The sequence below is a fragment of the Pseudomonas sp. PDM04 genome, from assembly GCF_014851765.1.
Taxonomy (GTDB): domain Bacteria; phylum Pseudomonadota; class Gammaproteobacteria; order Pseudomonadales; family Pseudomonadaceae; genus Aquipseudomonas.
In genome coordinates this window covers 89,385-116,114 of the sequence record NZ_JACVAI010000008.1, presented here as the reverse complement: position 1 = coordinate 116,114, position 26,730 = coordinate 89,385, and the positions used below count along the sequence as shown (strand labels likewise).

The window sequence follows — 26,730 nt, the reverse complement described above, 5'->3', positions numbered from 1 at the left end:
TTTCCTCTGGATTACTTGCAGGTTTTCATCCGCCAGGGATCGCGGGGCTATTGAGGTAGCCCGCCTTGATGGCCGCGATGATGGCCGAAATCTTGTTGTTGACGCCGAGTTTTACGATTGCGCTCTGAATGTGGAAATGGATCGTGCGCGAACTCAGATTGAGAATTCTCGCGCTCTCGTCAGCCGTCTTGCCCGCTGCCGCCAGTTCCAGTACGTCGATTTCGCGAGGCGACAGGTGCGGGACGGGCGGTTTCCTGGGCAGCGACTGCATGACCAACTGATGCAGATGGCGACCCATGAAAACGGAAAATCCCAGGTTTTCATAAAGCTCCAACGGGTTGATCGGGCAATGGCTTCTGGCCAGACTCAGAACGCTGCACAAGCCGCTTTCCTCATCATGCAGCGCTTGCGACCAGCCATGTTGAATCCCTTGCGCTTCGAGCGCCTCCCACAATGCGGGTGTCTTGGCGAACAGTTGTTCGCTCCAGACAATCGGCAGCATGGAGTGATTGCAATGTGCTATTGCTGGATCAATCGAGAAGTTCTCGTGCGCATGCCCCGTGTTCCATCCTGCCGGGAAGTTGTGACGCCCAATAGTGTTCAACTGATTGTTTCTGGTTTTGTAGGTGGTTGAAAAGGCAAAAAATTTGAATCCGATATTCTTCGCAAAGCCGAGGGCAATGCGATAAGCGGAATCGATATCCGTCGTGCACGACAGGTGAGTAAGTTGAGCCTCCTTCCATCGTTCCATCTCGTTTCTCCACACATCATTTTTATTAAGTGTCCTTGGATCCAGGATCCTGCACGTGGTGGATTGTAGGATGGTTCTTACATACGATTGAGATTTTTTGGCTTTACCGATATCGGCAAACTAGCTATCCGGTTCTATTAAACAATATGTTGGTCTGCAGGTAATACCAAGCGTCAATAATTAACTGAGTAATAACTCTAGATGCATGTTGCATGTTTGAAACAGTTATGAGGGTTAGTGGAGGTTTTAAAAGCACTATGAGGGTTAGTGGAGGTTTAAAAACACTACAAATGGTGGGTGTTTAATTCGCGTGCTTTGCGGGACACTGGAGCGACCTGTCCAATGGAGCCCCCCATGACCGCCAGCGCAGAAAAATTCACCCGGCAGACCCTGCTCGATGTCCGGCCGTTAACCCCCAACCTGTTCACGTTGCGCACGACACGGGATCCGGGCTTTCGTTTCCGTGCAGGTCAATTCGCCCGGCTGGGGGTTACCAAGGCGGATGGCAGTACGGTATGGCGGGCCTATTCCATGGTGTCCTCGCCTCATGACGAATTCCTCGAGTTCTTCTCCATCGTGGTGCCGGGGGGCGAGTTCACCAGTGAACTCAGTCGCCTGGGCGTGGGCGATACATTGCTGGTCGAACGCCAGGCCTTTGGCTATCTGACGCTCGACCGTTTCGTCGACGGGCAAGATCTCTGGCTGTTATCCACAGGCACCGGGGTCGCGCCGTTTCTGTCGATCCTGCAGGATTTCGAGGTGTGGGAACGATTCGAACGGATCATTCTCGTCTACAGCGTACGTGAAGCCGCTGAGCTGGCTTATCAGGCGCTGATCGCGGGGCTGGCGCAGCGAGACTACCTGGCCGAATACGCGCACAAGTTGCAGTTCATCCCCACCGTGACCCGCGAGCAGCACCCGGGAGCCTTGAACGGCCGGATCACCACGCTGCTGTACAATGGCGAACTGGAGCGGGTGGCGGGCGTGGCCATGACGGCCGAGCATTCCAGGGTCATGCTCTGCGGTAACCCGCAGATGATCGATGACACGCGCAAGCTGCTGAAACAGCGCGACATGAGTTTGAGCCTGAGCCGACGTCCCGGACAGGTGGCTGTGGAAAACTACTGGTAAGAAAAACGGCGCCCCGAAGGCGCCGTTTGGGTCAGCGGCCGTTACTCGGGCCGTTGATTCTGCGCTTTGAGCAGATCGCGAATTTCCCCCAGCAGCTCCTCTTCCTTGGTTGGAACAGGCGGCAGGGTTGGCGCGACAGCCTCTTCGCGCTTCAAGCGGTTGATGGCCTTGACCCCCATGAAAATCGCAAACGCGACGATGATGAAGTCGATCACGCTCTGGATGAATTTGCCGTAAGCCAGCACCACGGCGGGGGCGGCCCCTTCGGCGGCCTTGAGCGTCACGGCAAGGTCGCTGAAATCCACGCCGCCAATCAGCAGCCCGAGGGGCGGCATGATCACGTCGCCGACGAACGACGACACGATCTTGCCGAAAGCGGCGCCGATGATGATACCGACCGCCATGTCAACCACGTTGCCTTTGACCGCGAAGGCCTTGAACTCACTGATCACGCCCATAGGTTGTTTCCTTGTTACAGATGAGGTTGGTTACGCAGTGTAAGCCAGCGACAGGCTTCTCGCTCGAAACAACTGCTTACAGAGACTGCCTGCAGTCGACCGGCCTTGCGGGAAAAAGTTTACGAATCATCCGCCTGGCGCGAGCATTGATGGACTGCGCAATGGGTAAGGGGCTGCAGATTTACTTGAAGCGGGGAAGAAGTTGCAATCGCTGAAAAACGGAGTGGAGAGTTGGATTGTTGTAAAGGTGGTTATCTCGATACAAATTTTTACATATGAAAGTATGGGATTGCTAATGGTTGGTAATAGATAGGGTTGCCACTAAATTGCCAGTAATGAGTTGCGCTTTTTTCAAACATTAAAAGTTTGCAGTTTTTTGTACATGGCTTCGTAGTATCAAAAATGTTTGTACAGCTTTTTGTCGGTGTTGAATGAATGTCTCCTTGAACAGTGATTGTTTTTCGAGATGCCAATCAAATAAGTTGGCGGTTCGCTCATTGTTATTCATGTGTTGCTATTAAACATCGCCTGTCTGTCGTCGACGCGCCGATTCAGTCCAGCTGAGCTATCATCGCGTTTTTTGCCGGGAGTTCAGATGGCCAAGGCCAAACGCATGTATGGCTGCACCGAGTGTGGCGCAACGTTCCCCAAGTGGGCCGGCCAGTGCGCAGAGTGCGGAGCCTGGAATACCCTGACCGAAACCATGGTCGAAAGTGGCGGGGCCGCAGCGCCCAGTGGCCGCACCGGCTGGGCCGGCCAGCAGGCCCAGATCAAGACCCTGGCAGAAGTCAGTGTCGAGGAAATCCCGCGCTTTTCCACGGCATCCGGCGAGCTTGACCGGGTGTTGGGCGGCGGCCTGGTGGATGGTTCCGTGGTGCTCATCGGCGGTGATCCGGGCATTGGCAAGTCAACCATTCTGTTGCAAACCCTGTGCAACCTCGCCAAGAACATGTCGGCCCTGTACGTCACGGGCGAAGAGTCCCAGCAACAAGTGGCCATGCGTGCACGGCGCCTGGGTTTGCCCCAGGACCAACTGCGGGTCATGACCGAAACCTGCATCGAAACCATCATCGCTACCGCCCGGGTGGAAAAACCCAGGGTCATGGTGATCGACTCGATCCAGACGATCTTCACTGAGCAACTGCAATCGGCGCCAGGCGGCGTTTCCCAGGTTCGCGAGAGTGCGGCGCTGCTGGTGCGTTATGCCAAACAGAGTGGCACGGCGATTTTCCTGGTCGGCCACGTGACCAAGGAGGGGGCCCTGGCCGGACCACGGGTGCTGGAGCATATGGTCGACACCGTGCTGTATTTCGAGGGTGAGTCCGATGGACGCCTGCGCCTGCTGCGGGCGGTGAAGAATCGTTTCGGTGCGGTCAACGAGCTGGGCGTGTTCGGCATGACGGACAAGGGCTTGAAGGAAGTTTCCAACCCGTCGGCGATTTTTCTGACTCGCGCTCAGGAAGAAGTGCCGGGCAGTGTGGTCATGGCGACGTGGGAAGGCACCCGGCCGATGCTGGTGGAAGTCCAGGCGCTGGTGGATGACAGCCATCTGGCCAACCCGCGCCGGGTTACGCTGGGGCTGGATCAGAATCGACTGGCCATGCTGCTGGCGGTCCTGCACCGCCATGGCGGCATTCCCACCCACGACCAGGACGTGTTTCTCAACGTGGTCGGTGGGGTGAAGGTGCTGGAAACCGCTTCCGACCTGGCGCTGATGGCGGCGGTCATGTCCAGTTTGCGCAACCGGCCATTGCCCCATGACCTGCTGGTGTTCGGCGAGGTCGGCCTGTCTGGCGAGGTTCGCCCCGTGCCAAGTGGTCAGGAGCGTTTGAAAGAAGCCGCCAAGCACGGTTTCAAACGTGCCATTGTGCCCAAGGGCAACGCGCCCAAGGAGGCGCCGCCAGGGTTGCAGATCATTGCGGTCACCCGTCTGGAGCAGGCCCTCGACGCCTTGTTCGAATAGCTGAAGGCCGAGCCAGGCCGTGAAGGGATGAAACGCTGGGAGCGAGCCTGCTCGCGAAGGTGATATTGCAGTCGCCGAAGCTCTTTACAGGCGTACCGGCCTTTTCGCGAGCAGGCTCGCTCCCACAGGATCTTTCAGGCCTCGATCAGTGCGCCGAGCTCGCGTTCGAGTTCCTCAGGATCACCCAGGTTGAACTCGATCAGGCGCCGCAGTCGTTCGATCGACTCCAGGCTGATGTGCCGGCACACGAAACCGAGTTGGCCGTGGTCTTCATGGGTCAATTGCACATCCATCCTGATGTCGACGTCGTCGCTCAAATGAATGTCCACGGAAAAATCCTGTTCCCGATTGCCCAGCCACGGTTCGGGGCACTCGACCAGCAAACCCTTGAGTGACAGGTCGATCAGTTTCACAGGCCAGATGAAGGGCCCCTGGATCAGCTCTGTTCGGGCATCGAACGCAATTCGTTTGAAACGGCGGCGATCGGCAGGGTGCTCGCTCATGGCGCAATCCTCGGATGGGTTCGCTGACTATAGACCCCCCTTGTGACAGCCTGCCAGCCGGGAGCGGCGGCTAGACCAATGTGGGGTATGGTCTTTGGCGTCAGGAGAGCTAAACTCGGGGTGGCTGTCTTTCTTGTCCACCCTGGCTGGAATTAAAAAATGAAAAATAACAATAGCCTGCTCCGCCACATACCCTGGCTGCTGCTGGCAATCGTGGGAGCGTGCGCCCTTGGCGTCGTGGCATTGCGTCGAGGCGAGGCCATCAACGCCTTGTGGATTGTGGTCGCTGCCGTGGCCATCTACCTGGTCGCGTACCGTTACTACAGTCTGTTCATCGCCAACAATGTGATGCAACTCGATCCACGACGGGCCACCCCTGCCGTGCTCAACAACGACGGTCTGGACTATGTGCCGACCAACAAGCACATCCTGTTCGGTCACCACTTCGCAGCCATCGCTGGCGCAGGGCCGCTGGTCGGTCCGGTCCTGGCGGCGCAGATGGGCTACCTGCCCGGCACGCTGTGGCTGATTGCCGGCGTGGTGCTGGCCGGTGCGGTGCAGGACTTCATGGTCCTGTTCCTCTCCACCCGCCGCAACGGTCGCTCCCTGGGCGACATGGTGCGTGAAGAAATGGGCCGTATTCCCGGCACCATCGCGCTGTTTGGCTGCTTCCTGATCATGATCATCATCCTCGCGGTGCTGGCGCTGATCGTGGTCAAGGCCCTGGCCGAGAGCCCGTGGGGCATTTTCACAGTGATGGCGACCATCCCGATCGCGATGTTCATGGGCATCTACATGCGCTATATCCGCCCGGGTCGCATTGGCGAAATCTCGGTGATCGGCGTGCTGTTGCTGCTCGGGTCGATCTGGCTCGGCGGGCAGATTGCCGCCGATCCGGTATGGGCCAAGGCCTTCACCTTCACCGGCGTGCAAATCACCTGGATGTTGATCGGTTACGGTTTCGTGGCCGCGGTATTGCCGGTGTGGCTGATCCTGGCTCCACGTGACTACCTCTCCACGTTCCTGAAAATCGGCACCATCATCGCCCTGGCGATCGGTATTCTGGTGACCATGCCCGAGCTGAAAATGCCGGCACTGACCCAGTTCATCGACGGCACCGGTCCGGTGTGGAAGGGCGGTCTGTTCCCGTTCCTGTTCATCACCATCGCCTGTGGCGCGGTGTCCGGTTTCCACGCGCTGATCTCGTCGGGCACCACGCCCAAACTGCTGGATAACGAAACCAACGCCCGTTACATCGGTTACGGCGGCATGCTGATGGAGTCGTTCGTCGCCATCATGGCCATGGTTGCCGCGTCGGTGATCGAGCCAGGCGTGTACTTCGCCATGAACAGTCCGGCGGCGGTGGTTGGTGGTGACGTGGTGGCCGTGGCACAGACTGTCAGCAGCTGGGGCTTCGCCATTACCCCCGAAGCGCTGCAGGCCGTGGCCAAGGACATCGGTGAAACCACCATCCTGGCCCGTGCCGGCGGCGCGCCGACCCTGGCGGTCGGTATCGCGCAGATCCTGCACAGTGTCCTGCCGGGTGAAAACACCATGGCGTTCTGGTACCACTTCGCGATCCTGTTCGAAGCGCTGTTCATCCTGACCGCCGTGGATGCCGGCACCCGTGCCGGGCGTTTCATGCTTCAGGACCTGCTCGGTTCCTTCGTCCCGGCGCTGAAACGCACCGAATCCTGGACCGCCAACCTGATCGCCACCGCCGGTTGTGTGGCCATGTGGGGCTGGTTGCTGTACCAGGGCGTGATCGATCCATTGGGCGGCATCAACACCCTGTGGCCACTGTTCGGCATCTCCAACCAGATGCTGGCCGGTATCGCGCTGATGCTCGGCACTGTCGTGCTGATCAAGATGAAGCGCCAGCGCTATGTCTGGGTGACCATGCTGCCTGCGGTCTGGCTGCTGATCTGCACCTCCACCGCCGGTTTCATCAAGCTGTTCGATGCCAACCCGGCGATCGGCTTCCTGTCGCTGGCGAAGAAATACAGCGATGCGCTGGCCAACGGTCAGGTGCTGGCACCGGCCAAGAGCGTCGAGCAGATGCAGCACGTGATCTTCAACGCCTACACCAACGCCACGCTGACCGCGCTGTTCCTGTTCGTGGTCTTCAGTATCCTGTTCTACGCGCTCAAGGTCGGTATTGCCGCCTGGGGCACCAAAGAGCGTACGGATAAAGAAGCACCCTTCCAGGCCCTGCCGGATGCGTAAATCGAGGAGTGCAGCATGTTCAATGACCTGAGTCGCCTGGGTAAATACCTTGGGCAGGCTGCACGCCTGATGGTCGGCATGCCCGACTACGACACCTACGTCGAGCATATGCAGAGCAAACACCCGGACAAACCGGTGATGAGCTACGAGATGTTCTTTCGGGAACGCCAGGAAGCCCGTTACGGTGGCAAGGGTGGGCCGAAGTGCTGTTGATCCGCTGAGCGGGTCATGATGCAAGGCAAAAAACTGTGGGAGCGAGCCTGCTCGCGATGGCGATATGTCAGTCAACATCACTCTCGACTGACACATCGTTATCGCGAGCAGGCTCGCTCCCACATTTGTTTAGTATTGAACCCTGAAGACAGGAGACTCGCCTTTGTCCTCTCCCATTCCCGTCACGATCCTGAGCGGTTTCCTCGGCGCCGGCAAAACCACGCTGCTGCGTCACCTGCTCAAGGCCGAGCACGGCCTGAAAATTGCGGTGATCGAAAACGAATTCAGTGACGCCGGCATCGACACCCAGCTGTTGGGCGACGAGCCGGTGCAAGTGATGACGCTGTCCAACGGCTGCGTCTGCTGCACCATCCACACGGATTTGACCAAAGCGCTGTACCTGCTGCTTGAACGTCTGGACAGCGGCGAGCTCGCCTTTGACCGCCTGGTGATCGAGTGCACCGGCCTGGCGGATCCGGCGCCGGTGGCGCAAACCTTCTTCATCGACGAGGAATTGCGTGAGCGTTACATCCTCGACGGCATCATCACCCTGGTCGACGCCGCTCACGCCGATGTGCACCTGGCCCAGACCATCGCCCAGGCGCAGATCGGCTTCGCCGACCGACTGCTGGTGAGCAAGCGCGATCTGGTGGACGAACCGACGTTCAACGCCCTGAGCGAGCGCCTGACCCGCATCAACCGCCGCGCACCGATTCGACTGGTGGATCATGGCAAGATCGATCTGGCGGAATTGCTCGATGTGCGTGGGTTCAATCTCAATGCCGACCTCGGGGGCGGCGTCAGTTTGCGTCCGGTCAGTTCGACACCTTCGGTCGATCGCATCTCCAGCCTGGTGCTGCGCACCGACAAGCCGCTGGATATCGACAAACTCAGCGAGTTCATGAACGAGCTGCTCGAAGACCACGGCAAGCAATTGCTGCGCTACAAAGGGGTATTGAACATCCAGGGCGAGCCGCGACGCATGGTGTTCCAGGGCGTGCTGAAGCTGTACGGTTTCGATTGGGATACGGAGTGGGAGGAAGGCGAGACACGGGAAAGCGTGATCGTGTTCATCGCCGACGATTTGCCGCAGGAGAAGATTCGTGAAGGGTTTGCGCGGGTCGCGGCGTCAGACTGACACGCGCTGATCATTGCCCAGGCAATAAAAAAACCGGCCCTTTCGGGCCGGTTTTTTTATTGCGATGCAGCGGTGCGCTTAAGCGCCGTACACCGGCAGCTTCTTGCAGATGGCCTTGACCTTCTCGCGAACGGCGTCGATCACCGCTTCGTTGTTCAGGTCAGCCAGGATGTCGCAGATCCAGCCGGCCAGTTCCTTGCACTCGGCTTCCTTGAAACCGCGAGTGGTCACGGCCGGAGTGCCGAAGCGCAGGCCGGAGGTGACGAACGGGGAGCGTGGGTCGTTTGGCACGGAGTTCTTGTTCACGGTGATGAATGCCTTGCCCAGTGCGGCGTCAGCATCTTTACCGGAGATTTCCTGCTTGATCAGCGACAGCAGGAACAGGTGGTTCTGAGTACCGCCGGAAACCACGTCGAAACCGCGCTCGATGAACACGCTGGCCATGGCCTGGGCGTTTTTCACCACTTGTTGCTGGTAGGCCTTGAACTCAGGCTGCAGCGCTTCCTTGAAGCAGATCGCCTTGGCGGCGATCACGTGCTCCAGCGGGCCACCCTGGGCACCCGGGAAGACCGCGGAGTTGAGTTTCTTCTCGATGTCGGCGTTGGCGCGAGCCAGGATCAGGCCGCCACGTGGACCGCGCAGGGTCTTGTGGGTGGTGGTGGTCACGACGTCGGCGAATGGCACCGGGTTCGGGTACACGCCTGCGGCCACCAGACCGGCCACGTGGGCCATGTCGACGAACAGGTAGGCGCCGACCTTGTCAGCGATTTCACGGAAGCGCGGGAAGTCGAGGATCTGCGAATAGGCGGAGAAACCGGCCACGATCATCTTCGGCTTGTGCTCGATCGCCAGGCGCTCGACTTCGTCGTAGTCGATCAGGCCGTTGGCGTCGATGCCGTACTGCACGGCGTTGTACAGCTTGCCGGAGGAGGAAACGCTGGCACCGTGGGTCAGGTGACCGCCATGGGCCAGGCTCATGCCCAGGATGGTGTCGCCCGCTTGCAGCAGGGCCAGATAAACGGCGCTGTTGGCTTGCGAACCGGCGTGCGGTTGAACGTTGGCGTAATCGGCGCCGAACAGCTCCTTGGCGCGGTCGATGGCCAGTTGCTCGACCACGTCGACGTACTCGCAACCACCGTAGTAGCGCTTGCCCGGGTAGCCTTCGGCGTATTTGTTGGTCAGAACCGAGCCTTGAGCTTCCATCACCGCAGGGCTGGTGTAGTTTTCCGAAGCGATCAGCTCAATGTGCTCTTCCTGGCGCTGAGCTTCTTGCTCCATGGCGGCAAAGAGATCGGCGTCGTACTTGGCAATAGTCAAATCACGGCTGAACATGGCGGTCCTCAAGGATCGGGGGCAGAAAAGGGAGGCATTCTAACCCAATGGGTTTTAGATGGCATATGAAAGGACATCATGTCGTAGACAAGCGGGCTTCATGACGGGATCGGCGGTGAACAAGCCGCCACATCACGAGCAGGCCCGCTCCCCAAAGGGTCAGGGGCCTACCTGGAAAGCTGCGCAAGCCTACCTGCTCGCGATGCGACCCGCCCGCTCACCCCGGACCTCAGTCGAACACGAACAACGCATCATTGCTGAACTGGGCTTCGAACCGGCCTGCCGCCATCGGCCGTCCGAACAGGTAGCCTTGAACCTCATCGCAACCGTGCTCGCGCAGGAAGTCGAGCTGCTCATGGGTTTCCACGCCCTCGGCGATCACCGCCAGGTTGAGGCTGTGGGCCATGGCGATGATCGCCCGCGCGATCTGCGCGTCCTGTTCACCCGACGGCAGGCCGTCGACGAAGGTGCGGTCGATTTTCAGCACATCGATCGGGAATTGCTTGAGGTAGTTGAGCGACGAGTAACCGGTACCGAAGTCATCGACGGCGATGCTCAACCCTAGGTTCTTTAACCCGTCGAGAATCTGCATCGCCTCGCTGACCTCGCGCATCAGGATACTTTCGGTCAGCTCCAGCTCAAGGCACGCCGGCGGCAGACCGGTTTCCTTGAGGATGTTGGCGATGCGCGTACCCAGTTGACCATCGGAAAACTGCCGCGCAGAAATGTTCACCGACACTTTCGGGACGCGGACCTTGGCCTGGTGCCAGGTCTTGAGCTGGCTGCACGCTTCCCTGATCACCCAGTCCCCGACATCGACCACCAGCCCGAGCTCCTCGAGCACCGGGATGAAATCCCCTGGTGGCACCAGGCCGCGGCGTGGATGGCGCCAGCGCAGCAAGGCTTCGGCGCCGGTCAGGCGTTTGCCGTCGCCACTGAATTGCGGCTGGTAATACAGGATGAATTCGTTCTGATCCAGGGCATGGCGCAGGTCGCTTTCCAGCTCCAGGCGTTCCAGGGCACTGGCGTTCATGTCGGTCTGGTAGAACTGGAAGTTGTTCTTGCCGCGCTCCTTGGCGTGGTACATCGCGGTGTCGGCGTTTTTCATCAACTGGCTGAGTTCATTGCCATCCTGCGGGCTCAAGGCAATGCCGATACTCGCGGTGACGAAGAACTCGCGACCTTCCAGTACGAAGGGTTTGACCAGGCTGGCGAGAATCTGCTCGGCCACGTGAATCGCCCGGTTCAGGGCGACTTCCCGGTTGACCCGCGGTTGCAGGAGCAAGGTGAACTCGTCGCCGCCCATGCGGGCCACGGTGTCGTCATCGTCGACGCAACCGAGCAGGCGCGTGGCCATTTCCTTGAGCATGCGGTCGCCGGCGGCGTGGCCCAGCGAGTCGTTGATCGGCTTGAAGCGGTCAAGGTCGAGGAACATCAGCACCACCCAGAACTTTTGCCGTTCCGCCGATTGCAACGCGGTGTGCAGGCGGTCCTGGAACAGGGTGCGGTTGGGCAGATGGGTCAGGGCGTCATAGTAGGCGAGGCGGTGAATGCGCTGCTCGCTGGCCTTGCGCTCGCTGATGTCGGTGAAGAAGCAGACGTAACTGGCCAAGTCGCCTTCGTCGTCGAGCACTGCCGTGATACCGACCCACGCCGGGTAATGCTCGCCATTGCGGCGCTTGAGCCAGACTTCGCCTTCCCAGGTGCTGTTCTGGTTCAGTTGCTTGAGCACATAACGCAGGTGGGCTTCCTGTTGCTCGTCGACCGTCAGGATGTTCGGCAGCTGATCGAGTACCTGCTCGACCGCGTAACCGCTGACGCGGCTGAAGGCCTCGTTGGCCTGGACGATGTAGCCCGCCGGGTCGGTGATCAGGATCGCCGAGGTCGAGTGCTCGAATACCGTGGCCGCCATGCGCAGGTCTTTCTCGGCACGTCGTTGCTGGCTGATGTCGCGACCGACGCCGAGCACGCCTTCGAAAGCGCCGTGTTCGTCCCACACCAGCACCAGGCGCAGCTCGATCGGAATCTTGCGCCCGTCGCCGCGCAGGCAGTCGAACACGAACAGCTGGGTCTGCACCTGGTTGCGCAGCAGCGCCAGTTGATCGGGTTTATCCAGCGCTTTGCTGACACGGTCCATCAGGCTGAAGATGCCGGACAATTGCTGGGGGTTGGCAATGGTGGTCTGCCAGCCATTGCGGAAAATCCAGTCGACGTCATAACCCAGCACGCCTTGCACCGATGGGCTGACATAGTTGAGCGAGAGTTTGCTGTCGGTGGAGAAGATCACGTCGCTGATGCTTTCGGCCAGCATCCGGTAGCGCTGCTCGCTGTCGCGCAAGGATTCGCTGGCCTCGATCTGCTCGGTAATGTCCTTGGCCACGCCGATGATCCGGGTGACCTGATCGTATTTGTCCCGCGCCAGGGCCTGCTCGCGAATGTCGAAACGCCGCCATTTGCCGTCCCGGTGACGGAAGCGCAGCTGGCATTGCAGCAACTGGGCGTAGCCCGAATGTCGCTGGGCCTGGCGCGAACGATGATAGTAGTCGGCATCTTCGGGGTGCAGGAGGATTTCCCAGAAATACTCGCCCATCTGGTGCAGTTCGGTGCGGTTGTAGCCGAGTGTCTGGCCCAGGTGGTGGTTGCTGAAGATCATTCGCTGGCTGATCACGTCCTGCACGTACAGGTGATCCGGCACGGTGCGCACCACGTCCGACCAGAACCCTTCACGCTCGAGCAGCGACAGTTCGATGAGCTTGCGGCTGGTGATGTCGTTGATGCTCAGGATCACCGCTTTATAGTCGCCCGGGTCTTCCGGCAGGCGCAGCACCAACCACAAGTGTTGGTCGCGGCCGTTGGCGTCCGGCAGTTTGATTTCCAGTTCGAGCTGTTTCTGCTGGTTGAGCACCGCATCGAGCACCTGATTGCCGATGGCGATGCCGTCCAGCGGGTTGCCGTCGATCAACAATTTCCAGGCTTGTTCGCAGGTGCCGACGTTGAGCAGTTGCAGGGCCACCTGGTTGACCTCGGTGATCCGCAGTTCCTGCAATATCTGCCGCCGCTGGTCCGTGACGGCCAGCCAGGTTTGCAGTTGTTCGCTGCCGTGCAGATTCGCCTTGTCGAAAGCACTCCTCAAGCCCGACACGTCGAGGACGCACAGCGCGACGCCGGTGCCTTCGAAAATATCCTGGTAGCGGCGACGACCTTCCGTCACCTGGCGTTGGCGGCGGCGCAGGTTCAACAGGGCAATCAGCGGCAACAGGGAGAACGCCAGTCCCAGCAGGCATTTGCCGATGAAGGCGGGCAGCAGTTCCTCGATGACCCGTTGACGATCGAACAACCCGCGCAATTGCCAGTCGCTGTAGCTCAACGGCACCGTCAGCACACTGTTGGCGACATCCGCTTCGGTCAGTTCGCCGGGTTTGGCCAGGGGGCCCGACGGGTCACGGCTGAGGACCTGGTGATTGACGCGGTTCTCCACCAGCCACATCGGGCGGATGCCGGTTTCGTTCAGTTGGGTCAGCGCCGAGAAAAAGTTCGGCTTCAGGCGCAACGCCCAGTAACCGCGCGTACTGCCGCTGGCCTGATGCAGCAGCAGGTGCACCATCGAGCCATTGTCGGCGTTGCTGAAGTAGTGCACCTGGGCGCGGCTGCGTCGAACCAGCTCGGCAAGGTAGTCGGCGTCGTCGCTGTCGGTGGCGCTGTCGCTGAGGATTTTGCCGGAAGGGCTCAGTAACGCAATGCTGAGCAGGTCGGGCATGCTTTTTCGCAGCTTGCGCAACAGCTCCTGTTGTTCGTCTGCACTTTGCGGTTGCTCGACGATCGGTAGCAGGTTGAGGGCAATCTGCGCGTTGAGCGACATGTTCAGGCTGACTTGCGCGGCCAGGTCGGCGGTGTAGTCGATGGTGTACTGGCGCTGGTTTTTCTGGGTTTCCCGCAGTTGATCCAGCAGCTGCCAGAAGAGCAGGGCGAGCAGCAACAGCACCAGTGTCGCCAGCACGCCTTTCAGGGTTCCGCGCAGGGGGGAGCCGGGCGCACCGGTCGGTGCACGGGTGATCGGGGGCGGCGTGACGTTGGACAAGCTGTGATCCTGCGGTTTGGCTGGACTGGCGCGACGTGCACTATAAGCCGGACGCCCGAAGGGCGCCTAGCATGCCTTGACTTGTGGCAAAGTGCCAGCCCCGTTCGGCTGGACTGCCTCTCGTCATTCAGGTAGCTTTGCCGGTTACGCGGGAGCGTTCCAGCTCCTAGAATCAGGTTTTTTCAGCGCGCAGCAATGATAGCCATCAAGCGTCGACGCGCACCGGCCTGGCCAGGCTTCGCCTGCGCTCCACCCATTCATCAGTCACTGACCCAAGGTTCTCCATGGCTCAATACGTATTCACCATGCATCGGCTGGGCAAAGTTGTTCCGCCGAAGCGGGAAATCCTGAAAAACATTTCGCTGTCCTTCTTCCCTGGCGCCAAGATCGGCGTGCTCGGCCTCAACGGTTCGGGTAAATCCACGCTGTTGAAAATCATGGCCGGCGTCGACACCGAATTCGAAGGCGAAGCCCGTCCGATGCCGGAGCTGAACATCGGTTACCTGCCACAGGAACCGATCCTGGACCCGACCAAGACCGTCCGTGAAGTGGTCGAGGAAGCGGTCAGCGTGATCAAGGACGCCCAGGCGCGCCTGGACGAGGTCTACGCGGCCTACGCCGAACCGGATGCCGACTTCGACAAACTGGCGGCTGAACAGGCCAAGCTCGAAGCCATCCTGCAGGCGGGCGACGGTCATAACCTGGAACGTCAGCTGGAAGTTGCCGCCGATGCGCTGCGTCTGCCGGCGTGGGACGCCAAGGTCGAACACCTGTCCGGTGGTGAAAAACGTCGTGTGGCCCTGTGCCGCCTGCTGCTGTCCGCTCCGGACATGCTGCTGCTCGACGAACCGACCAACCACCTGGACGCCGACTCCGTCGCCTGGCTGGAGCATTTCCTCCACGACTTCCCGGGCACCGTGGTGGCGATCACGCACGACCGTTACTTCCTGGACAACGTCGCCGGCTGGATTCTGGAACTCGACCGCGGTGCGGGCATTCCTTACGAGGGCAACTATTCGGGTTGGCTGGAAGCCAAGTCTGACCGTCTGGCCCAGGAGTCCAAGCAGCAGTCGGCCCATGAAAAAGCCATGAAGGAAGAGCTGGAGTGGGTGCGCAAAGGCGCCAAGGCCCGCCAGTCCAAATCCAAGGCGCGTCTGCAACGCTTCGAGGAAATGCAATCGCAGGAATTCCAGAAGCGCAGCGAAACCAACGAGATCTACATCCCGGCCGGTCCGCGCCTGGGCGACAAGGTCATCGAGTTCAAGAACGTCACCAAGGGCTACGGTGATCGCGTGTTGATCGACAACCTGTCGTTCTCCATGCCCAAAGGCGCCATCGTGGGCGTGATCGGCGGTAACGGTGCCGGTAAGTCGACCCTGTTCCGCATGCTGATGGGCAAGGAAACACCGGATTCGGGCAGCATCGAAATCGGCGAAACCGTGCAACTGGCCTGCGTCGACCAGAGCCGCGAAGACCTGGACGGCAGCAAGACCGTGTTCCAGCAGATCTCCGACGGTTCGGACCAGATCCGCATCGGCAACTACGAGATTCCGTCGCGTACCTATGTCGGTCGCTTCAACTTCAAGGGCGGCGATCAGCAGAAGTTCGTCAAGGACCTGTCCGGTGGTGAGCGCGGTCGCCTGCACCTGGCCCTGACCCTGAAAGAGGGCGGCAACGTCCTGCTGCTCGACGAACCGTCCAACGACCTCGACGTTGAAACCCTGCGCTCCCTGGAAGAAGCCCTACTGGACTTCCCGGGCGCCGCCATTGTGATCTCCCACGATCGGTGGTTCCTGGACCGTGTGGCCACGCACATCCTGGCGTACGAAGACGACTCGCAAGCGGTGTTCTTCGAAGGCAACTACACCGAGTACGAAGCCGACCGCAAGAAACGCCTCGGCGAGGCGGCCGCCCAGCCGCACCGCGTACGACACAAGAAGCTGGCCTGATTTCGGGTTGGCTGGATGAAAGAGCGGAGCCTTCGGGCTCCGTTTTTTTTGCGTTTTTCCTGTGGCCGCGTGGGGTATTCATCGCGAGCAGTGGCACAGGACCGATTTTGTGGGAGCGAGCCTGCTCGCGATAGCCTTTCAATGGGTGGTGCAATGCCTGGCTCCGACATCCCTTTTCTGGTGCAAAAAACGCCGTATTTCCGGATGAACTTATATCCAATGCACCATTTAATTTCATAACTGCGACATTTTGCGCTGTTCCAGTGCGTGAATCGTTTGTTACAGTCCGGCTCAAAATCTTCCAACGACAACAAATTTGCCGAGACTTTTCCATGATTGAATCCGTCGACTCCTTCCTTGCCCGACTGAAAAAACGCGACCCGGACCAGCCGGAATTCCACCAGGCCGTGGAAGAAGTCCTGCGCAGCCTGTGGCCGTTTCTCGAGGCCAATCCGCATTACCTGACCTCCGGCATCCTGGAGCGGATGTGCGAGCCGGAGCGGGCGGTCGTGTTTCGCGTGTCATGGGTCGACGATCAAGGCAGGGTGCAGGTCAATCGCGGTTTCCGCGTGCAGATGAACAGTGCCATCGGCCCTTACAAGGGCGGCTTGCGCTTCCATCCGTCGGTCAACCTCGGCGTGCTGAAATTCCTCGCCTTCGAGCAGACCTTCAAAAACTCGCTGACTTCGTTGCCGATGGGCGGCGGCAAGGGCGGTTCGGACTTCGACCCCAAGGGCAAGAGCGACGCGGAGGTCATGCGTTTCTGCCAGGCCTTCATGAGCGAGCTGTACCGCCACATCGGTGCGGACGTTGACGTGCCGGCCGGCGACATCGGCGTCGGTGCGCGTGAGATCGGTTTCCTGTTCGGCCAGTACAAGCGCCTGAGCAATCAGTTCACCAGCGTGCTGACCGGCAAGGGCCCGAGCTACGGCGGCAGCCTGATCCGCCCGGAAGCCACCGGTTTCGGCTGTGTGTACTTTGCCGAGGAAATGCTCAAGCGCCGCGGTGAAACCGTCGAAGGCAAGCGCGTGGCCATCTCGGGCTCGGGCAACGTGGCGCAATATGCCGCGCGCAAGGTCATGGACCTGGGCGGCAAGGTGATTTCCCTCTCCGACTCCGAAGGCACGCTGTATTGCGAGGCCGGCTTGACCGAAGCGCAATGGCTGGCGTTGCTGGAGCTGAAAAACGTCAAGCGCGGCCGCATCAGCGAGTTGGCCACGGCATTTGACCTGGAGTTCCGGGCCGGCCAGTGCCCCTGGGACCTGGCGTGCGATATCGCGCTGCCGTGCGCGACCCAGAACGAACTCGACGCCGAGGCTGCGCGCACCCTGTTGCGTAACGGCTGCGTCTGCGTGGCGGAGGGCGCGAACATGCCGACCACCCTGGAAGCGGTGGACCTGTTCATCGACGCCGGCATCCTGTTTGCGCCAGGCAAGGCGTCGAATGCCGGCGGTGTGGCGGTTAGCGGTCTGGAGATGTCGCAGAACGCCATGCGTCTGTTGTGGACCGGTGGCGAAGTGGACAGCAAGCTGCACGGGATCATGCAGTCGATCCACCACGCCTGCGTGCACTACGGCGAAGAGAACGGCCGGGTCAACTACGTCAAGGGTGCGAACATCGCCGGTTTCGTCAAAGTTGCCGACGCCATGCTCGCCCAGGGTGTGGTTTAAGCCGTTTCGATGCGGATGATCTCGATCGTCTGATCCCCGGCCGGGCGTTGCCACAGCACCTCGTCTCCGAGTTGTGCGCCGAGCAATGCCCGGCCCAGGGGGGAGCCCCAATTGATCAAGCCGGCCGGCGCGTCGGCCTGGTCCTCGCCCACCAGTTGCACGGTGCGCTCGGTGTCGTGTTCGTCGGCGAACGTCACACGGCTGCCGATCTGCACTTTTTGCGTTGAGCTGGGTGCCGGCACGACCTGCGCACTTTGCAGGCGTTGATTGAAGTAGCGCAGATCCCGCTCCAGGTCGGCCAGGCGTTGCTTGTCGGCCTGCTCGCCTTTGGCCGACTGCTCGCCGTGGCGTTGCTGCAGCTCGCCAACCTTCGCCTGCAACTGGGCAAGGCCTTCGGGCGTGACGTAATTGGGCTGCGTGCTGACCTGGCGTTCGACGGGCTGGTCGGCTTGCGCGGCGGCGTTATCTTCATTGACGAAGGCGCGACTCATGGGTGTCCTCCCTGTTATAGGGTTTGGGCCATGGTCACAGGCTTTTGGTTTCCTGTCAGTGACTCATTGCGAGTGAAAGGCCCGGGCGGTGTCCTGGTCTTTCTGCTGCTGCCAGGCTTTTTCCCGCTCGTCCCAATGGTGGCTGCGATAGTCATCGCGCTCCTCGCTCTCGCGCATGGCCTGGCACTGGCGAAAGCCATCGCTCCAGCCCTCGGCGTAGGGCCGGTCCTTGAGGTAGCGCGCAACGTTCTTGCGAAATTCGCCGGTGATCGCACCGGCGGCCTGGCGACCGCTGCTGCAACCATCGTCGAAGCCATCGGCGAATGCCGGCGGGTAACCCCTGGCAATCAACGCTTCGTGGGTCGTCTGGCAACCCGCGATCAACAGCACCACACCCACCACCGCCATACAGCGCCGCATCGTCGTCTCCCGAGCCGCTCAGCGGCTGATGAAGCAAGTCTACGAGCAGGTTCGTGAGGCGTTCGTGAAAGGCGTGTGATGGATCTGTCATATCGAATGTGGGAGCGAGCTCCCACAGGATTTGCGTCAGTAGTGATACCACTTCACCTCGAGCATCACCTCGTTTTCAGGGGTGGCCAGGTGGCTGAATTCACGTTGGGCGCTCAGGCGCAGGCCGAGGTTGCGCGACAATTCCCACTGCTGATTCAGGCTCAGGCTGCGGCGCACCTCGCCATTGGTGAAGAAGTCACCCTTGGCTTCCAGGCTGAAGTTGCCCAGCGGGTTCTTCCACAGCAGGCCACTGTTGAACCCGGCGGCGGGCGAGATGAACTCGGCGAAATCGTTGTTGTGTTCGACCCGCACGGTGCCCAGGGCAAAACCCAGCATGTCCTCACTCAGTTGCCACGTGCCGCCGCCCCCACCGTTGACGTGGCTGACCAGGGTTTCGTCATCATGCTTGCCGGGAACGCGCTCCAGCCCGCCAGTGACTTGCCAGGACAGCGGCTGCAGCAGCTCGTTGCGCGGCGTCAGCGAGCGGATGGTCGCCAGGTCCAGTTGCTGCAATTGCCACTGATTGCCTTCGTACTGGCGCAGTTTCATCTGCAGGATTTCGATCTGTGCGCCCAGAGGGAAACTCTCGGCGTTGTCGTTGAGGTCGTGATAGGCCATGCGCAGGCCGTATTCGCCGAAGGCCTGGTCGCCCCGGGTGCCGATGCCGGCCTGCCAGGTGCGGGATTCGTGGCCATCTTCGGGCAGGCCGGGTTGGGCGATGTCCAGTTCCGGCGCCGGGTTCTGGTTGATCGCCCGCAGCAGTTCGAAACTGCGCTGGGCCCGCTGCGGGTCACGTTCCTGACCGTTGGCGCGGTAGCGTTCGAGGCGATAAGCGGCATCGATGATCAAGGCCTGGCGCTCGCGGGGTTGTGCCTTGAACGCCGGCTCCTGCAATTGTCGCTGATCGGCGCTGACCTTCAGCACCCACTGTTGTTCTTCAGGGTCCAGCGTCTCGGCGCGACTCAGCAGTTCGCGCTCACGCGATGGCCGGTACTGGATCGACTCCACCAGGCCGGATTCCTTGACCGCCTTGACGGTGTCGGTGGGGATCGCCGTCAGGGGGAACTGTTCCGTCAGGCGCAGACTCGGGCGTGCGACCTGCAACAGTTCCAGCAGGCGATAGGAGCAGTTTTCGTCGAAGAAGAAGTAGTCGAACTGGATCTGCTTCAGCTCCCAGACGTGCTCGACCATGCGCTCGGTTTCCTGCTGCGTCAGGTTCAGGCGGTATTCCCACAGGTCACGGTTTTCCAGGCTGCGGTATTCCGAGAGTTTTTCCTGGTAGGGCACCAGCGCAAACAGGCCCGGATAGCCGCCCATCAAGCCCTTCCAGGCGTACAGGATGCTGTTGTCCGAGCCTTCGATGTAGGCGCCGAAGTTGATGGCGTAGCTGAGCAGCGAGGTCTTGTCGCTCTGGACATCCGCCTGGTCGATGCGCAACAGGGTGTGGCCGAACATCGACGACGGGCTGTTCAGGTAGGCCGCCGGGAAAATCATCACCGCGCTGTGGGGCGAGACATCCTTGAACCATTGCTTGAACTCGGCGCATTCAGGCGTCGGCAGGTCGGTCAGATCGAGCTGCGCCTTGAGCCAGCGGGTACGGGAGGGATAGACGCATTGGGCGTGTTGCTCGCCGGCACTGGCCGGTGCATACAGCGCCTGGACGGTGGCTGCCAGCTCACGGTCGGGGTGTTCGTTGCCGTCCGGCGCCAGGAAGAATTTCCGGTCGCTGACATAGCTGCGCCAGCCGCCCAGTTTGGCGGTTTCGTAGTGGCCCAGGGAAATCCAGAAGGGATCGTTGGCCAATTGCTGCAAACGTTGATTGTCGATGTGAGGCGCGGCGGAGAGCGGGGCGCAGACACACAGCGCCAGCCAGGCAAGGCGTTTGAGCATAGTCGGGCAACTTAAATTCGAAAAAACAAAGACCCAAGGAGGGGCAGGTCCAAAAAAACAAAACCCGCTCCCCGAAAGGAACGGGCGGGTCGAGCTTAAGCTTGAGTAGCGTACTTGGCCAGACGCGGATCGTTCTTCAGAACGGCCAGGGTGTTGGTATGCACGTCTTCAGCGGTCACGTCAGCCTTGCTGAAGATCTGCTGGAAGTGCTCGTGGGTCACGGCAGCGAAGTGCGCACGGTCTTCCGGCGCCACGCCCAGCACCACGGCATAGGTCGTCAGTGCTTCGCCATTGCCTTTGGCCATGTCTTCCGACAGCTCGTTCATCATGCCATTCATGGCAAACCAGGATTTGCCGCCATAGGTCAGCGACGCATTGGTCGAGCAACCGTTGGTGCCGGAAGTCATGCCGAACGTTGCGTTACCGGAAGTGCCGTTGGTGGTGGATGCCAGGAAGTGAGCCGGAGTACCACGCTGACCTTCGAACAGCATGTTGCCCCAACCGCAATCCGGGCCGCCTGGCGCCTGAGCCATGGCGTTGATGGATACAGCGGTGAAGAGAGTACCGAGAAGAATCCGTTTCATAGCTTTGTTCTCTTTATGTGCATACCAATGGACAAGGGTTTGGCCCGAACTGGCGCCAGAGGGCCGGTTATTGTTCCAGCCGCGCAGGTTGGAGTTTAGGCAGGTTCCAAGGGTTCCGTTACTTTTTGCGAAATATTCGTTGAAAACGTTGATTTAGACCCGGTCCGCCTGGGGGAGCCGGTTTGTCTATGCTCAGGCTGACGCTGCGCCTTGCAAGTGGGCTATGGGCAGCGCCAGAATGCCGTTATCTGCCCCGCCTGATGTAAGGAAGCCCGATGCCTGATCCTGTTGCTGCCAGCTTGCGTCTAGCGCCCGAAGCGCTGACCCGTCCGTTTTCCGCTGAACAGTTCAGCTTCTCTACCACCAATGATCTGGAGCCCTTCCGCGGTGTGCTTGGCCAGGAACGTGCGGTCGAAGCCTTGCAGTTTGGCGTGGCCATGCCGCGCCCCGGTTACAACGTGTTCGTCATGGGTGAACCCGGCACTGGCCGGTTTTCGTTCGTCAAACGTTACCTGAAGGCAGAGGGCAAGCGATTGCAGACCCCGTCGGACTGGGTCTACGTCAACAACTTCGATGAACCGCGCGAACCCCGTGCCCTGGAGCTGCCGTCGGGCAGCGCCGGCGCGTTCATCGGCGACATCAACGCCTTGATCGACAACCTGCTGGCGACGTTTCCGGCGGTGTTTGAACACCCTTCCTACCAGCAAAAGAAAAGCGCCATCGATCGCGCGTTCAACCAGCGCTACGACAAGGCGCTGGACGTGATCGAGCGTCTGGCGCTGGAGAAGGACGTCGCGCTTTATCGCGATGCCAGCAACATTGCGTTTACCCCGATGAGCGACGGCAAGGCCCTGGATGAAGCAGAGTTCGCTCAGTTGCCGGAAGCCGAACGCGATCGCTTTCACGACGACATTTCCGCCCTCGAGGAGCGCCTGAACGAAGAACTCGCCAGCCTGCCGCAATGGAAGCGCGAGTCGAGCAACCAGTTGCGTCACCTCAATGAGGAAACCATCACCCTGGCCTTGCAGCCGCTGCTGTCGCCATTGTCGGAAAAATACGCCGAGAACGCGGCGGTGTGCGGTTACCTGCAGGCCATGCAGGTCTACCTGCTGAAAACCGTGGTCGAACAATTGGTCGACGACAGCAAGTCCGACGCGGTCGCCCGCAAGATGCTCGAAGAGCAGTACGCGCCGAGCCTGGTGGTCGGGCATGCCGCCAGCGGCGGTGCGCCTGTGGTGTTCGAGCCGCACCCGACATACGAAAATCTGTTCGGCCGCATCGAATACAGCACCGATCAGGGCGCGCTCTACACGACTTATCGGCAGTTGCGTCCGGGAGCGTTGCACCGGGCCAATGGCGGGTTCCTGATCCTCGAAGCAGAAAAAATGCTCAGCGAGCCGTTCGTGTGGGATGCCCTCAAGCGCGCCCTGCAATCGCGCAAGCTGAAGATGGAATCGCCACTGGGCGAACTGGGCCGCCTGGCCACGGTGACCCTGACTCCGCAACACCTTCCGTTACAGGTCAAGGTCGTCATCATCGGTGCGCGCCAGTTGTATTACACGCTGCAGGATCTCGATCCGGACTTCCAGGAGATGTTCCGCGTCCTGGTGGATTTCGACGAAGACATCCCGATGGTCGACGAGAGCCTGGAGCAATTCGCGCAATTGCTGAAAACCCGCACCTCGGAAGAAGGCATGGCGCCGCTGACGGCGGACGCCGTCGCGCGCCTGGCGACCTACAGCGCGCGCCTGGCCGAGCACCAGGGGCGTCTGTCGGCGCGTATCGGTGACCTGTTCCAGCTGGTCAGCGAGGCGGATTTCATCCGTCACCTGGCGGGCGACGAAATGACCGACGCCGGGCACATCGAGCGCGCGCTGAAGGCCAAGGCCACCCGCACCGGGCGCGTTTCGGCGCGGATTCTCGACGACATGCTGGCCGGGATCATCCTGATCGACACCGATGGCGCCGCCGTCGGCAAGTGCAACGGCCTGACGGTACTGGAGGTCGGCGATTCGGCCTTCGGTGTGCCGGCGCGGATTTCCGCCACGGTCTATCCGGGCGGCAGCGGCATCGTCGACATCGAGCGCGAAGTCAACCTCGGCCAGCCGATCCACTCCAAGGGGGTGATGATCCTCACCGGTTACCTGGGCAGCCGTTATGCCCAGGAATTCCCCCTGGCGATCTCCGCGAGCATTGCCCTGGAGCAGTCCTACGGCTACGTCGACGGCGACAGTGCCTCGCTGGGCGAGGCGTGCACCTTGATCTCGGCCTTGTCGAAGACACCGCTCAAGCAGTGTTTTGCGATCACCGGTTCGATCAACCAGTTTGGCGAAGTGCAGGCGGTGGGCGGGGTCAACGAGAAGATCGAAGGCTTCTTCCGCCTCTGTGAGGCCCGCGGGTTGACCGGCGAGCAAGGGGCGATCATTCCGCACGCCAACGTGGCCACGCTGATGCTCGACGAGAAGGTGCTGGCGGCGGTGCGTGCGGGGCAGTTCCACGTGTACGCGGTTCGCCAGGCGGACGAAGCCCTGAGCCTGCTGGTGGGCGAACCGGCCGGTGCGCCGGACGAGAACGGTGAGTTCCCCGAAGGCAGCGTCAATGCCAGGGTGGTCGAGCGTCTGCGAGTCATTGCCGAGATGATCAGCGAGGAAGACCTCAAGGAAGCCGAGAAGGAAGCGGCACAGGAAGCGTTGGCGGAGGCCAAGCCGGCCTGATTGGCCGGTGAAGCCAAAACGCTATGAACTGTGCGGACTTGCTCGCGAAAGCGGTGAATCAGTCAGCGATCCCGTTGAGTGTTGAACCGCCTTCGCGAACAAGCCCGTCGCCACCGGCGTACTGGATGCACCGCCAAAAAGTGCCATCACTCTGGCGTCAATATTCACACAATGACCGCTCGGCGCCTTCTGGTCTCAGTTGGCGTCCTGTTCGAACTTTTCTTCTATCCTCAGCTCAAGGATAAGGAGAGTCATCACTGGATCGAGACAGCTCCCCTCTGGGGGCTGAACAGCGGATCTACCGAGGGGCGCCGCCATGTCGCGCAACCTTTGCCTCACCCGTCAATGCCTGGGCCTTGTGACCCGTATCGAGTGTGCCATCCGCCCTTTGGCGGGGGATACGGGCATGTGGACCTTGCTCTTCGCTGCCGGAATGGCCGGCGAACAACCTTCAGCCATCAAGGCGCAGGGCCCGTTTCATGGTCCGTTCGTGGCTGAGTCCATCCTCGACACCATCGTTGAAAGCCTGACCTTGCATGGTTACGAGCTGGCGGACGATCCGCAGATCTGGTGCCTGCACCTGCAGGCCCAGTTGCGGGAAATCAACGGCGGACGTTGCCGCAGTTCGGGCGGTTTTCCGTCCTGACGGTCGACAGAGTCACGGCGCCGGGTCGGACGTCTCAGCCTTGTCGAGCTTGACCTCGAAACCGTACTGCACGGTGCTGAGGTCGGTACGCTGATAGGTTTCCAGGCGTGTGGGCTGGCCGTAGAAGTAATGCACGCCGAATAACGCCGGGCCTTCGGGGCTCGCGTCGTGGCTGACCGAAAGAATCTCCTTGAGGTAGTGACCGCTGTTGTCCCTGGCGAAAAAGCGCCAGTCCTGGGCGGGAAATTGCTTCAGGTCCACCACCAGTGCATTGCCTTTGAGCTCCAGTCCTTTGGGCAGCGCGTGGGTATCGTAGGTCTGCTTGTCGACCGTTGCCAGGAACAGGGGCATGGAGCCCACGGCGTAGGCGGGCGTCTGCGCGAACAGGTTCAAATCGTAGGTGATGACGCCTCTCAGGGGGTCGATCTGATAGGCCTCTGGCGGCAGTTCGATCGGCTCATCGCGCTTGCCGCGGCTGTCCTCGGTAAAGAAGGTGACCGGGCTTTCGCCAGGATTGAATTCGCTGCCCAACAGCTCATCGTTGAAACTTCGGGTGTGCTCGAACTCGATGCGCGCGGCGCTCGGTTCATCGACCGACTGGCGGATGCTGACGCTTTTTTTCAGTTGTTCCTCGCTCAGCGCTGCACCTTTGAGCCAGGTGGGGGCCTGGTCGTCGTACACCACCACGGGCAGCGCCAGGGGCTGGATGGCTTTTTCCGTGGTGTGCCGATCGAAGCGACGGACCGGCAGGTCAAGGTCCTTGCGCGTGACCGTGGCGGTCGAGAAGTCGAGCAGGCTGACCTCGAGGCTGTCGACCGGCCCGTTGAAATACACTTTGGAATACAGGTTTTTCTGTTGCTGCTCGAAGACCCGTTGCTCGTCTTCAAGCTGTTTTTCGAACGCTTCGCTCCAGGCCTTTTCCTTCTGCATCTTTGCCAGTTGTTTTTGGTAGAAGGCAATTTGCGTGGCGCTCTGGTTGATCGAGCCCGAGCGCGAAAGAAATTGCCCGGTGGCGTCCCTGGCCTGGACGATCAGCGGGTTGAGGGGCGTTTCGGCGACCTCGGGCGCCAGCGGCGCGCTGTTGTTGTACTCGATTTCGGCGTAGTTGCCGGTCAGCTTCACCAGCGTGACGCTGAGGTTGTCGTTGCGGCGGGTCTGGCCGATGTCCTTTTTCGTCAGGTCGAAGCTGTAGAGGCGACGCGGTGCGATGACTTCCACTTTGCCCTGCAGGCTGACGGGTTGTGGCTGGTGCTTGTTTTGCAGGCCGTCGATGAACGGGTAGGTCACCGTGAGGTCGTCAGGATCGGTCAGGTTCGAGCTGGAGGGGCTCAGTTGGATGCCGGGATCGGTTTCCGACCATTCCGGCTGGAACGCGATCACGCGCTTGTCACTCAGGGTCACCGACTGCCATTCCAGCCCGTGGGGAAAGAAAAAACCGGCCGGTATGTCGAAATTGAAGGGGAACAGCGGTTGCAGGTCGGTCAGGTAATCGGAACTGGAGTCCTTGTGCAGCACGATCAGGCCATTGATGTAGGTGTCGACCAGGGCCTGGGGCGTGGCGTAGTGCTTGAGCACGGCCAGGACATCTTCTCCGTATTCGGTTTCCACGGGCTTGCTGTCGAGCTTGAGCTGCGCCCGTTCGAGCAATAACAACGAACTGCCCAGTTCGGTCACGGCATCCTTGAGCCTGGGGTCCTGAATCGCTGCCAGCGACGTTTCGAACTGCGCGGTCTTTTCGTCCAGATTGGTCTGAGGTTTGTCATCGCCGGGCGAGCAGCCACCGGTCAACAGTGCCAGAAACATGCCGAGGCTTTTCAAAGGCATTCGCCCATCCATTTCCAGTCTTCCTGTCTGATATCACTGCGCTGTCAATGGTTTGGACACTAGCAGAAAAACCTTGTCATACACGTGCAGGTGGCGGATTTACCGACGGTTTATGGGTGTAACAGGCGGCTGGTATACTCGCGGCCATTTCCAACCACGTGTGAGATTCAATGGAACGCTTTATCGAAAATGCAATGTACGCCTCCCGCTGGCTGCTGGCGCCGATCTACTTCGGCCTCTCCCTCGGTCTGCTGGCCCTGGCGCTGAAATTCTTCCAGGAAGTCTTCCACGTCATCCCCAACGTGTTCTCGATGGCCGAGTCCGATCTGATCCTGGTGCTGCTGTCGCTGATCGACATGGCGCTGGTGGGCGGCCTGCTGGTGATGGTGATGATTTCCGGCTACGAGAACTTCGTGTCCCAGCTGGACATCGACGACACCAAGGAAAAGCTCAACTGGCTGGGTACCATGGACTCGTCTTCGTTGAAGATGAAGGTCGCGGCATCCATCGTGGCCATTTCGTCGATCCACCTGCTGCGTATTTTCATGGACGCAAAGAACGTCGATCCCGAGCACCTGATGTGGTACGTGATCATCCACATGACGTTCGTGGTCTCGGCATTCGCCATGGGGTACCTGGACAAGCTCACCAAGCACTGA

General features: G+C 60.4%; 20 protein-coding genes. 10 read left to right on the top strand and 10 right to left on the bottom strand.

Going from position 1 to position 26,730, the window contains the following annotated elements:
• Positions 1 to 25: 25 nt before the first annotated feature.
• Complete coding sequence (locus IB249_RS27125) at positions 26 to 751, bottom strand: helix-turn-helix transcriptional regulator (RefSeq protein WP_192309073.1); 726 nt, start codon at positions 749 to 751, stop codon at positions 26 to 28.
• Positions 752 to 1,105: 354 nt separating this feature from the next.
• Between IB249_RS27125 and IB249_RS27120 the strand changes: the two genes are divergently transcribed.
• On the top strand, positions 1,106 to 1,882 hold the full coding sequence (locus IB249_RS27120; protein WP_192309071.1) for a ferredoxin--NADP reductase: 777 nt from the start codon (positions 1,106 to 1,108) through the stop codon (positions 1,880 to 1,882).
• Positions 1,883 to 1,923: 41 nt separating this feature from the next.
• Here the strand turns inward: IB249_RS27120 and mscL are convergent, their stop codons facing one another.
• Complete coding sequence (gene mscL, locus IB249_RS27115) at positions 1,924 to 2,340, bottom strand: large-conductance mechanosensitive channel protein MscL (protein ID WP_192309069.1); 417 nt, start codon at positions 2,338 to 2,340, stop codon at positions 1,924 to 1,926.
• 595 nt (positions 2,341 to 2,935) lie between these two features.
• Between mscL and radA the strand changes: the two genes are divergently transcribed.
• Entirely contained in the window at positions 2,936 to 4,303 is a 1,368-nt protein-coding gene (gene radA / locus IB249_RS27110) for a DNA repair protein RadA (protein ID WP_192309068.1), read from the top strand.
• A gap of 134 nt (positions 4,304 to 4,437) precedes the next feature.
• Here the strand turns inward: radA and IB249_RS27105 are convergent, their stop codons facing one another.
• Positions 4,438 to 4,806, bottom strand: coding sequence for a PilZ domain-containing protein (locus IB249_RS27105; RefSeq protein WP_192309067.1), 369 nt, complete (start codon positions 4,804 to 4,806; stop codon positions 4,438 to 4,440).
• A 159-nt stretch (positions 4,807 to 4,965) separates the two neighbouring features.
• On the opposite strand from IB249_RS27105, the gene IB249_RS27100 reads away from it, so the two are divergent.
• The 3 genes from IB249_RS27100 to yjiA all read left to right on the top strand — a co-directional run bounded on the left by IB249_RS27100 (position 4,966) and on the right by yjiA (position 8,383).
• A complete protein-coding gene (locus IB249_RS27100) occupies positions 4,966 to 7,032 on the top strand; it encodes a carbon starvation CstA family protein (protein ID WP_192309066.1) in 2,067 nt (688 codons plus the stop codon).
• 15 nt (positions 7,033 to 7,047) lie between these two features.
• Positions 7,048 to 7,245: a YbdD/YjiX family protein gene (locus IB249_RS27095; RefSeq protein WP_126366556.1), complete on the top strand. Its 198-nt coding sequence runs from the start codon at positions 7,048 to 7,050 to the stop codon at positions 7,243 to 7,245.
• Positions 7,246 to 7,408: 163 nt separating this feature from the next.
• Positions 7,409 to 8,383: a GTPase gene (gene yjiA / locus IB249_RS27090; protein WP_192309065.1), complete on the top strand. Its 975-nt coding sequence runs from the start codon at positions 7,409 to 7,411 to the stop codon at positions 8,381 to 8,383.
• 78 nt (positions 8,384 to 8,461) lie between these two features.
• Here yjiA and glyA read toward each other — a convergent pair whose 3' ends face one another.
• Both glyA and IB249_RS27080 read right to left on the bottom strand, forming a co-directional pair.
• Positions 8,462 to 9,715 (bottom strand): serine hydroxymethyltransferase, encoded by a 1,254-nt coding sequence (glyA, locus tag IB249_RS27085; RefSeq protein ID WP_192309064.1) that lies wholly within the window; start codon positions 9,713 to 9,715, stop codon positions 8,462 to 8,464.
• A 229-nt stretch (positions 9,716 to 9,944) separates the two neighbouring features.
• Positions 9,945 to 13,793 (bottom strand): bifunctional diguanylate cyclase/phosphodiesterase, encoded by a 3,849-nt coding sequence (locus tag IB249_RS27080; protein ID WP_192309063.1) that lies wholly within the window; start codon positions 13,791 to 13,793, stop codon positions 9,945 to 9,947.
• A gap of 284 nt (positions 13,794 to 14,077) precedes the next feature.
• Between IB249_RS27080 and ettA the strand changes: the two genes are divergently transcribed.
• Complete coding sequence (ettA, locus tag IB249_RS27075; protein ID WP_192309062.1) at positions 14,078 to 15,742, top strand: energy-dependent translational throttle protein EttA; 1,665 nt, start codon at positions 14,078 to 14,080, stop codon at positions 15,740 to 15,742.
• Between the two features lie 332 nt (positions 15,743 to 16,074).
• Complete coding sequence (gene gdhA, locus IB249_RS27070; RefSeq protein ID WP_192309061.1) at positions 16,075 to 17,412, top strand: NADP-specific glutamate dehydrogenase; 1,338 nt, start codon at positions 16,075 to 16,077, stop codon at positions 17,410 to 17,412.
• Here gdhA and IB249_RS27065 read toward each other — a convergent pair.
• The 4 genes from IB249_RS27065 to IB249_RS27050 all read right to left on the bottom strand — a co-directional run bounded on the left by IB249_RS27065 (position 17,409) and on the right by IB249_RS27050 (position 20,887).
• Complete coding sequence (locus IB249_RS27065; protein ID WP_192309060.1) at positions 17,409 to 17,903, bottom strand: GreA/GreB family elongation factor; 495 nt, start codon at positions 17,901 to 17,903, stop codon at positions 17,409 to 17,411. The genes gdhA and IB249_RS27065 overlap by 4 nt on opposite strands.
• A gap of 63 nt (positions 17,904 to 17,966) precedes the next feature.
• Entirely contained in the window at positions 17,967 to 18,323 is a 357-nt protein-coding gene (locus IB249_RS27060; RefSeq protein WP_192309058.1) for a hypothetical protein, read from the bottom strand.
• Between the two features lie 126 nt (positions 18,324 to 18,449).
• Positions 18,450 to 20,303: a DUF4105 domain-containing protein gene (locus IB249_RS27055; protein WP_192309056.1), complete on the bottom strand. Its 1,854-nt coding sequence runs from the start codon at positions 20,301 to 20,303 to the stop codon at positions 18,450 to 18,452.
• Positions 20,304 to 20,398: 95 nt separating this feature from the next.
• Entirely contained in the window at positions 20,399 to 20,887 is a 489-nt protein-coding gene (locus IB249_RS27050) for a DUF3015 domain-containing protein (RefSeq protein ID WP_192309054.1), read from the bottom strand.
• Positions 20,888 to 21,162: 275 nt separating this feature from the next.
• Here IB249_RS27050 and IB249_RS27045 point away from each other — a divergent pair, with 275 nt between their 5' ends.
• Together IB249_RS27045 and IB249_RS27040 are read left to right on the top strand one after the other, a co-directional pair.
• The gene (locus IB249_RS27045) at positions 21,163 to 23,601 is read left to right on the top strand and encodes a Lon protease family protein (RefSeq protein WP_192309052.1); all 2,439 of its coding nucleotides are present in this window, start codon (positions 21,163 to 21,165) and stop codon (positions 23,599 to 23,601) included.
• Positions 23,602 to 23,917: 316 nt separating this feature from the next.
• Positions 23,918 to 24,247, top strand: coding sequence for a hypothetical protein (locus IB249_RS27040; RefSeq protein WP_192309050.1), 330 nt, complete (start codon positions 23,918 to 23,920; stop codon positions 24,245 to 24,247).
• A 12-nt stretch (positions 24,248 to 24,259) separates the two neighbouring features.
• On the opposite strand, the gene IB249_RS27035 is transcribed toward IB249_RS27040, so the two are convergent.
• Positions 24,260 to 26,083, bottom strand: coding sequence for a hypothetical protein (locus tag IB249_RS27035; RefSeq protein WP_192309048.1), 1,824 nt, complete (start codon positions 26,081 to 26,083; stop codon positions 24,260 to 24,262).
• 158 nt (positions 26,084 to 26,241) lie between these two features.
• Between IB249_RS27035 and IB249_RS27030 the strand changes: the two genes are divergently transcribed.
• Entirely contained in the window at positions 26,242 to 26,730 is a 489-nt protein-coding gene (locus tag IB249_RS27030; protein ID WP_192309046.1) for a TIGR00645 family protein, read from the top strand.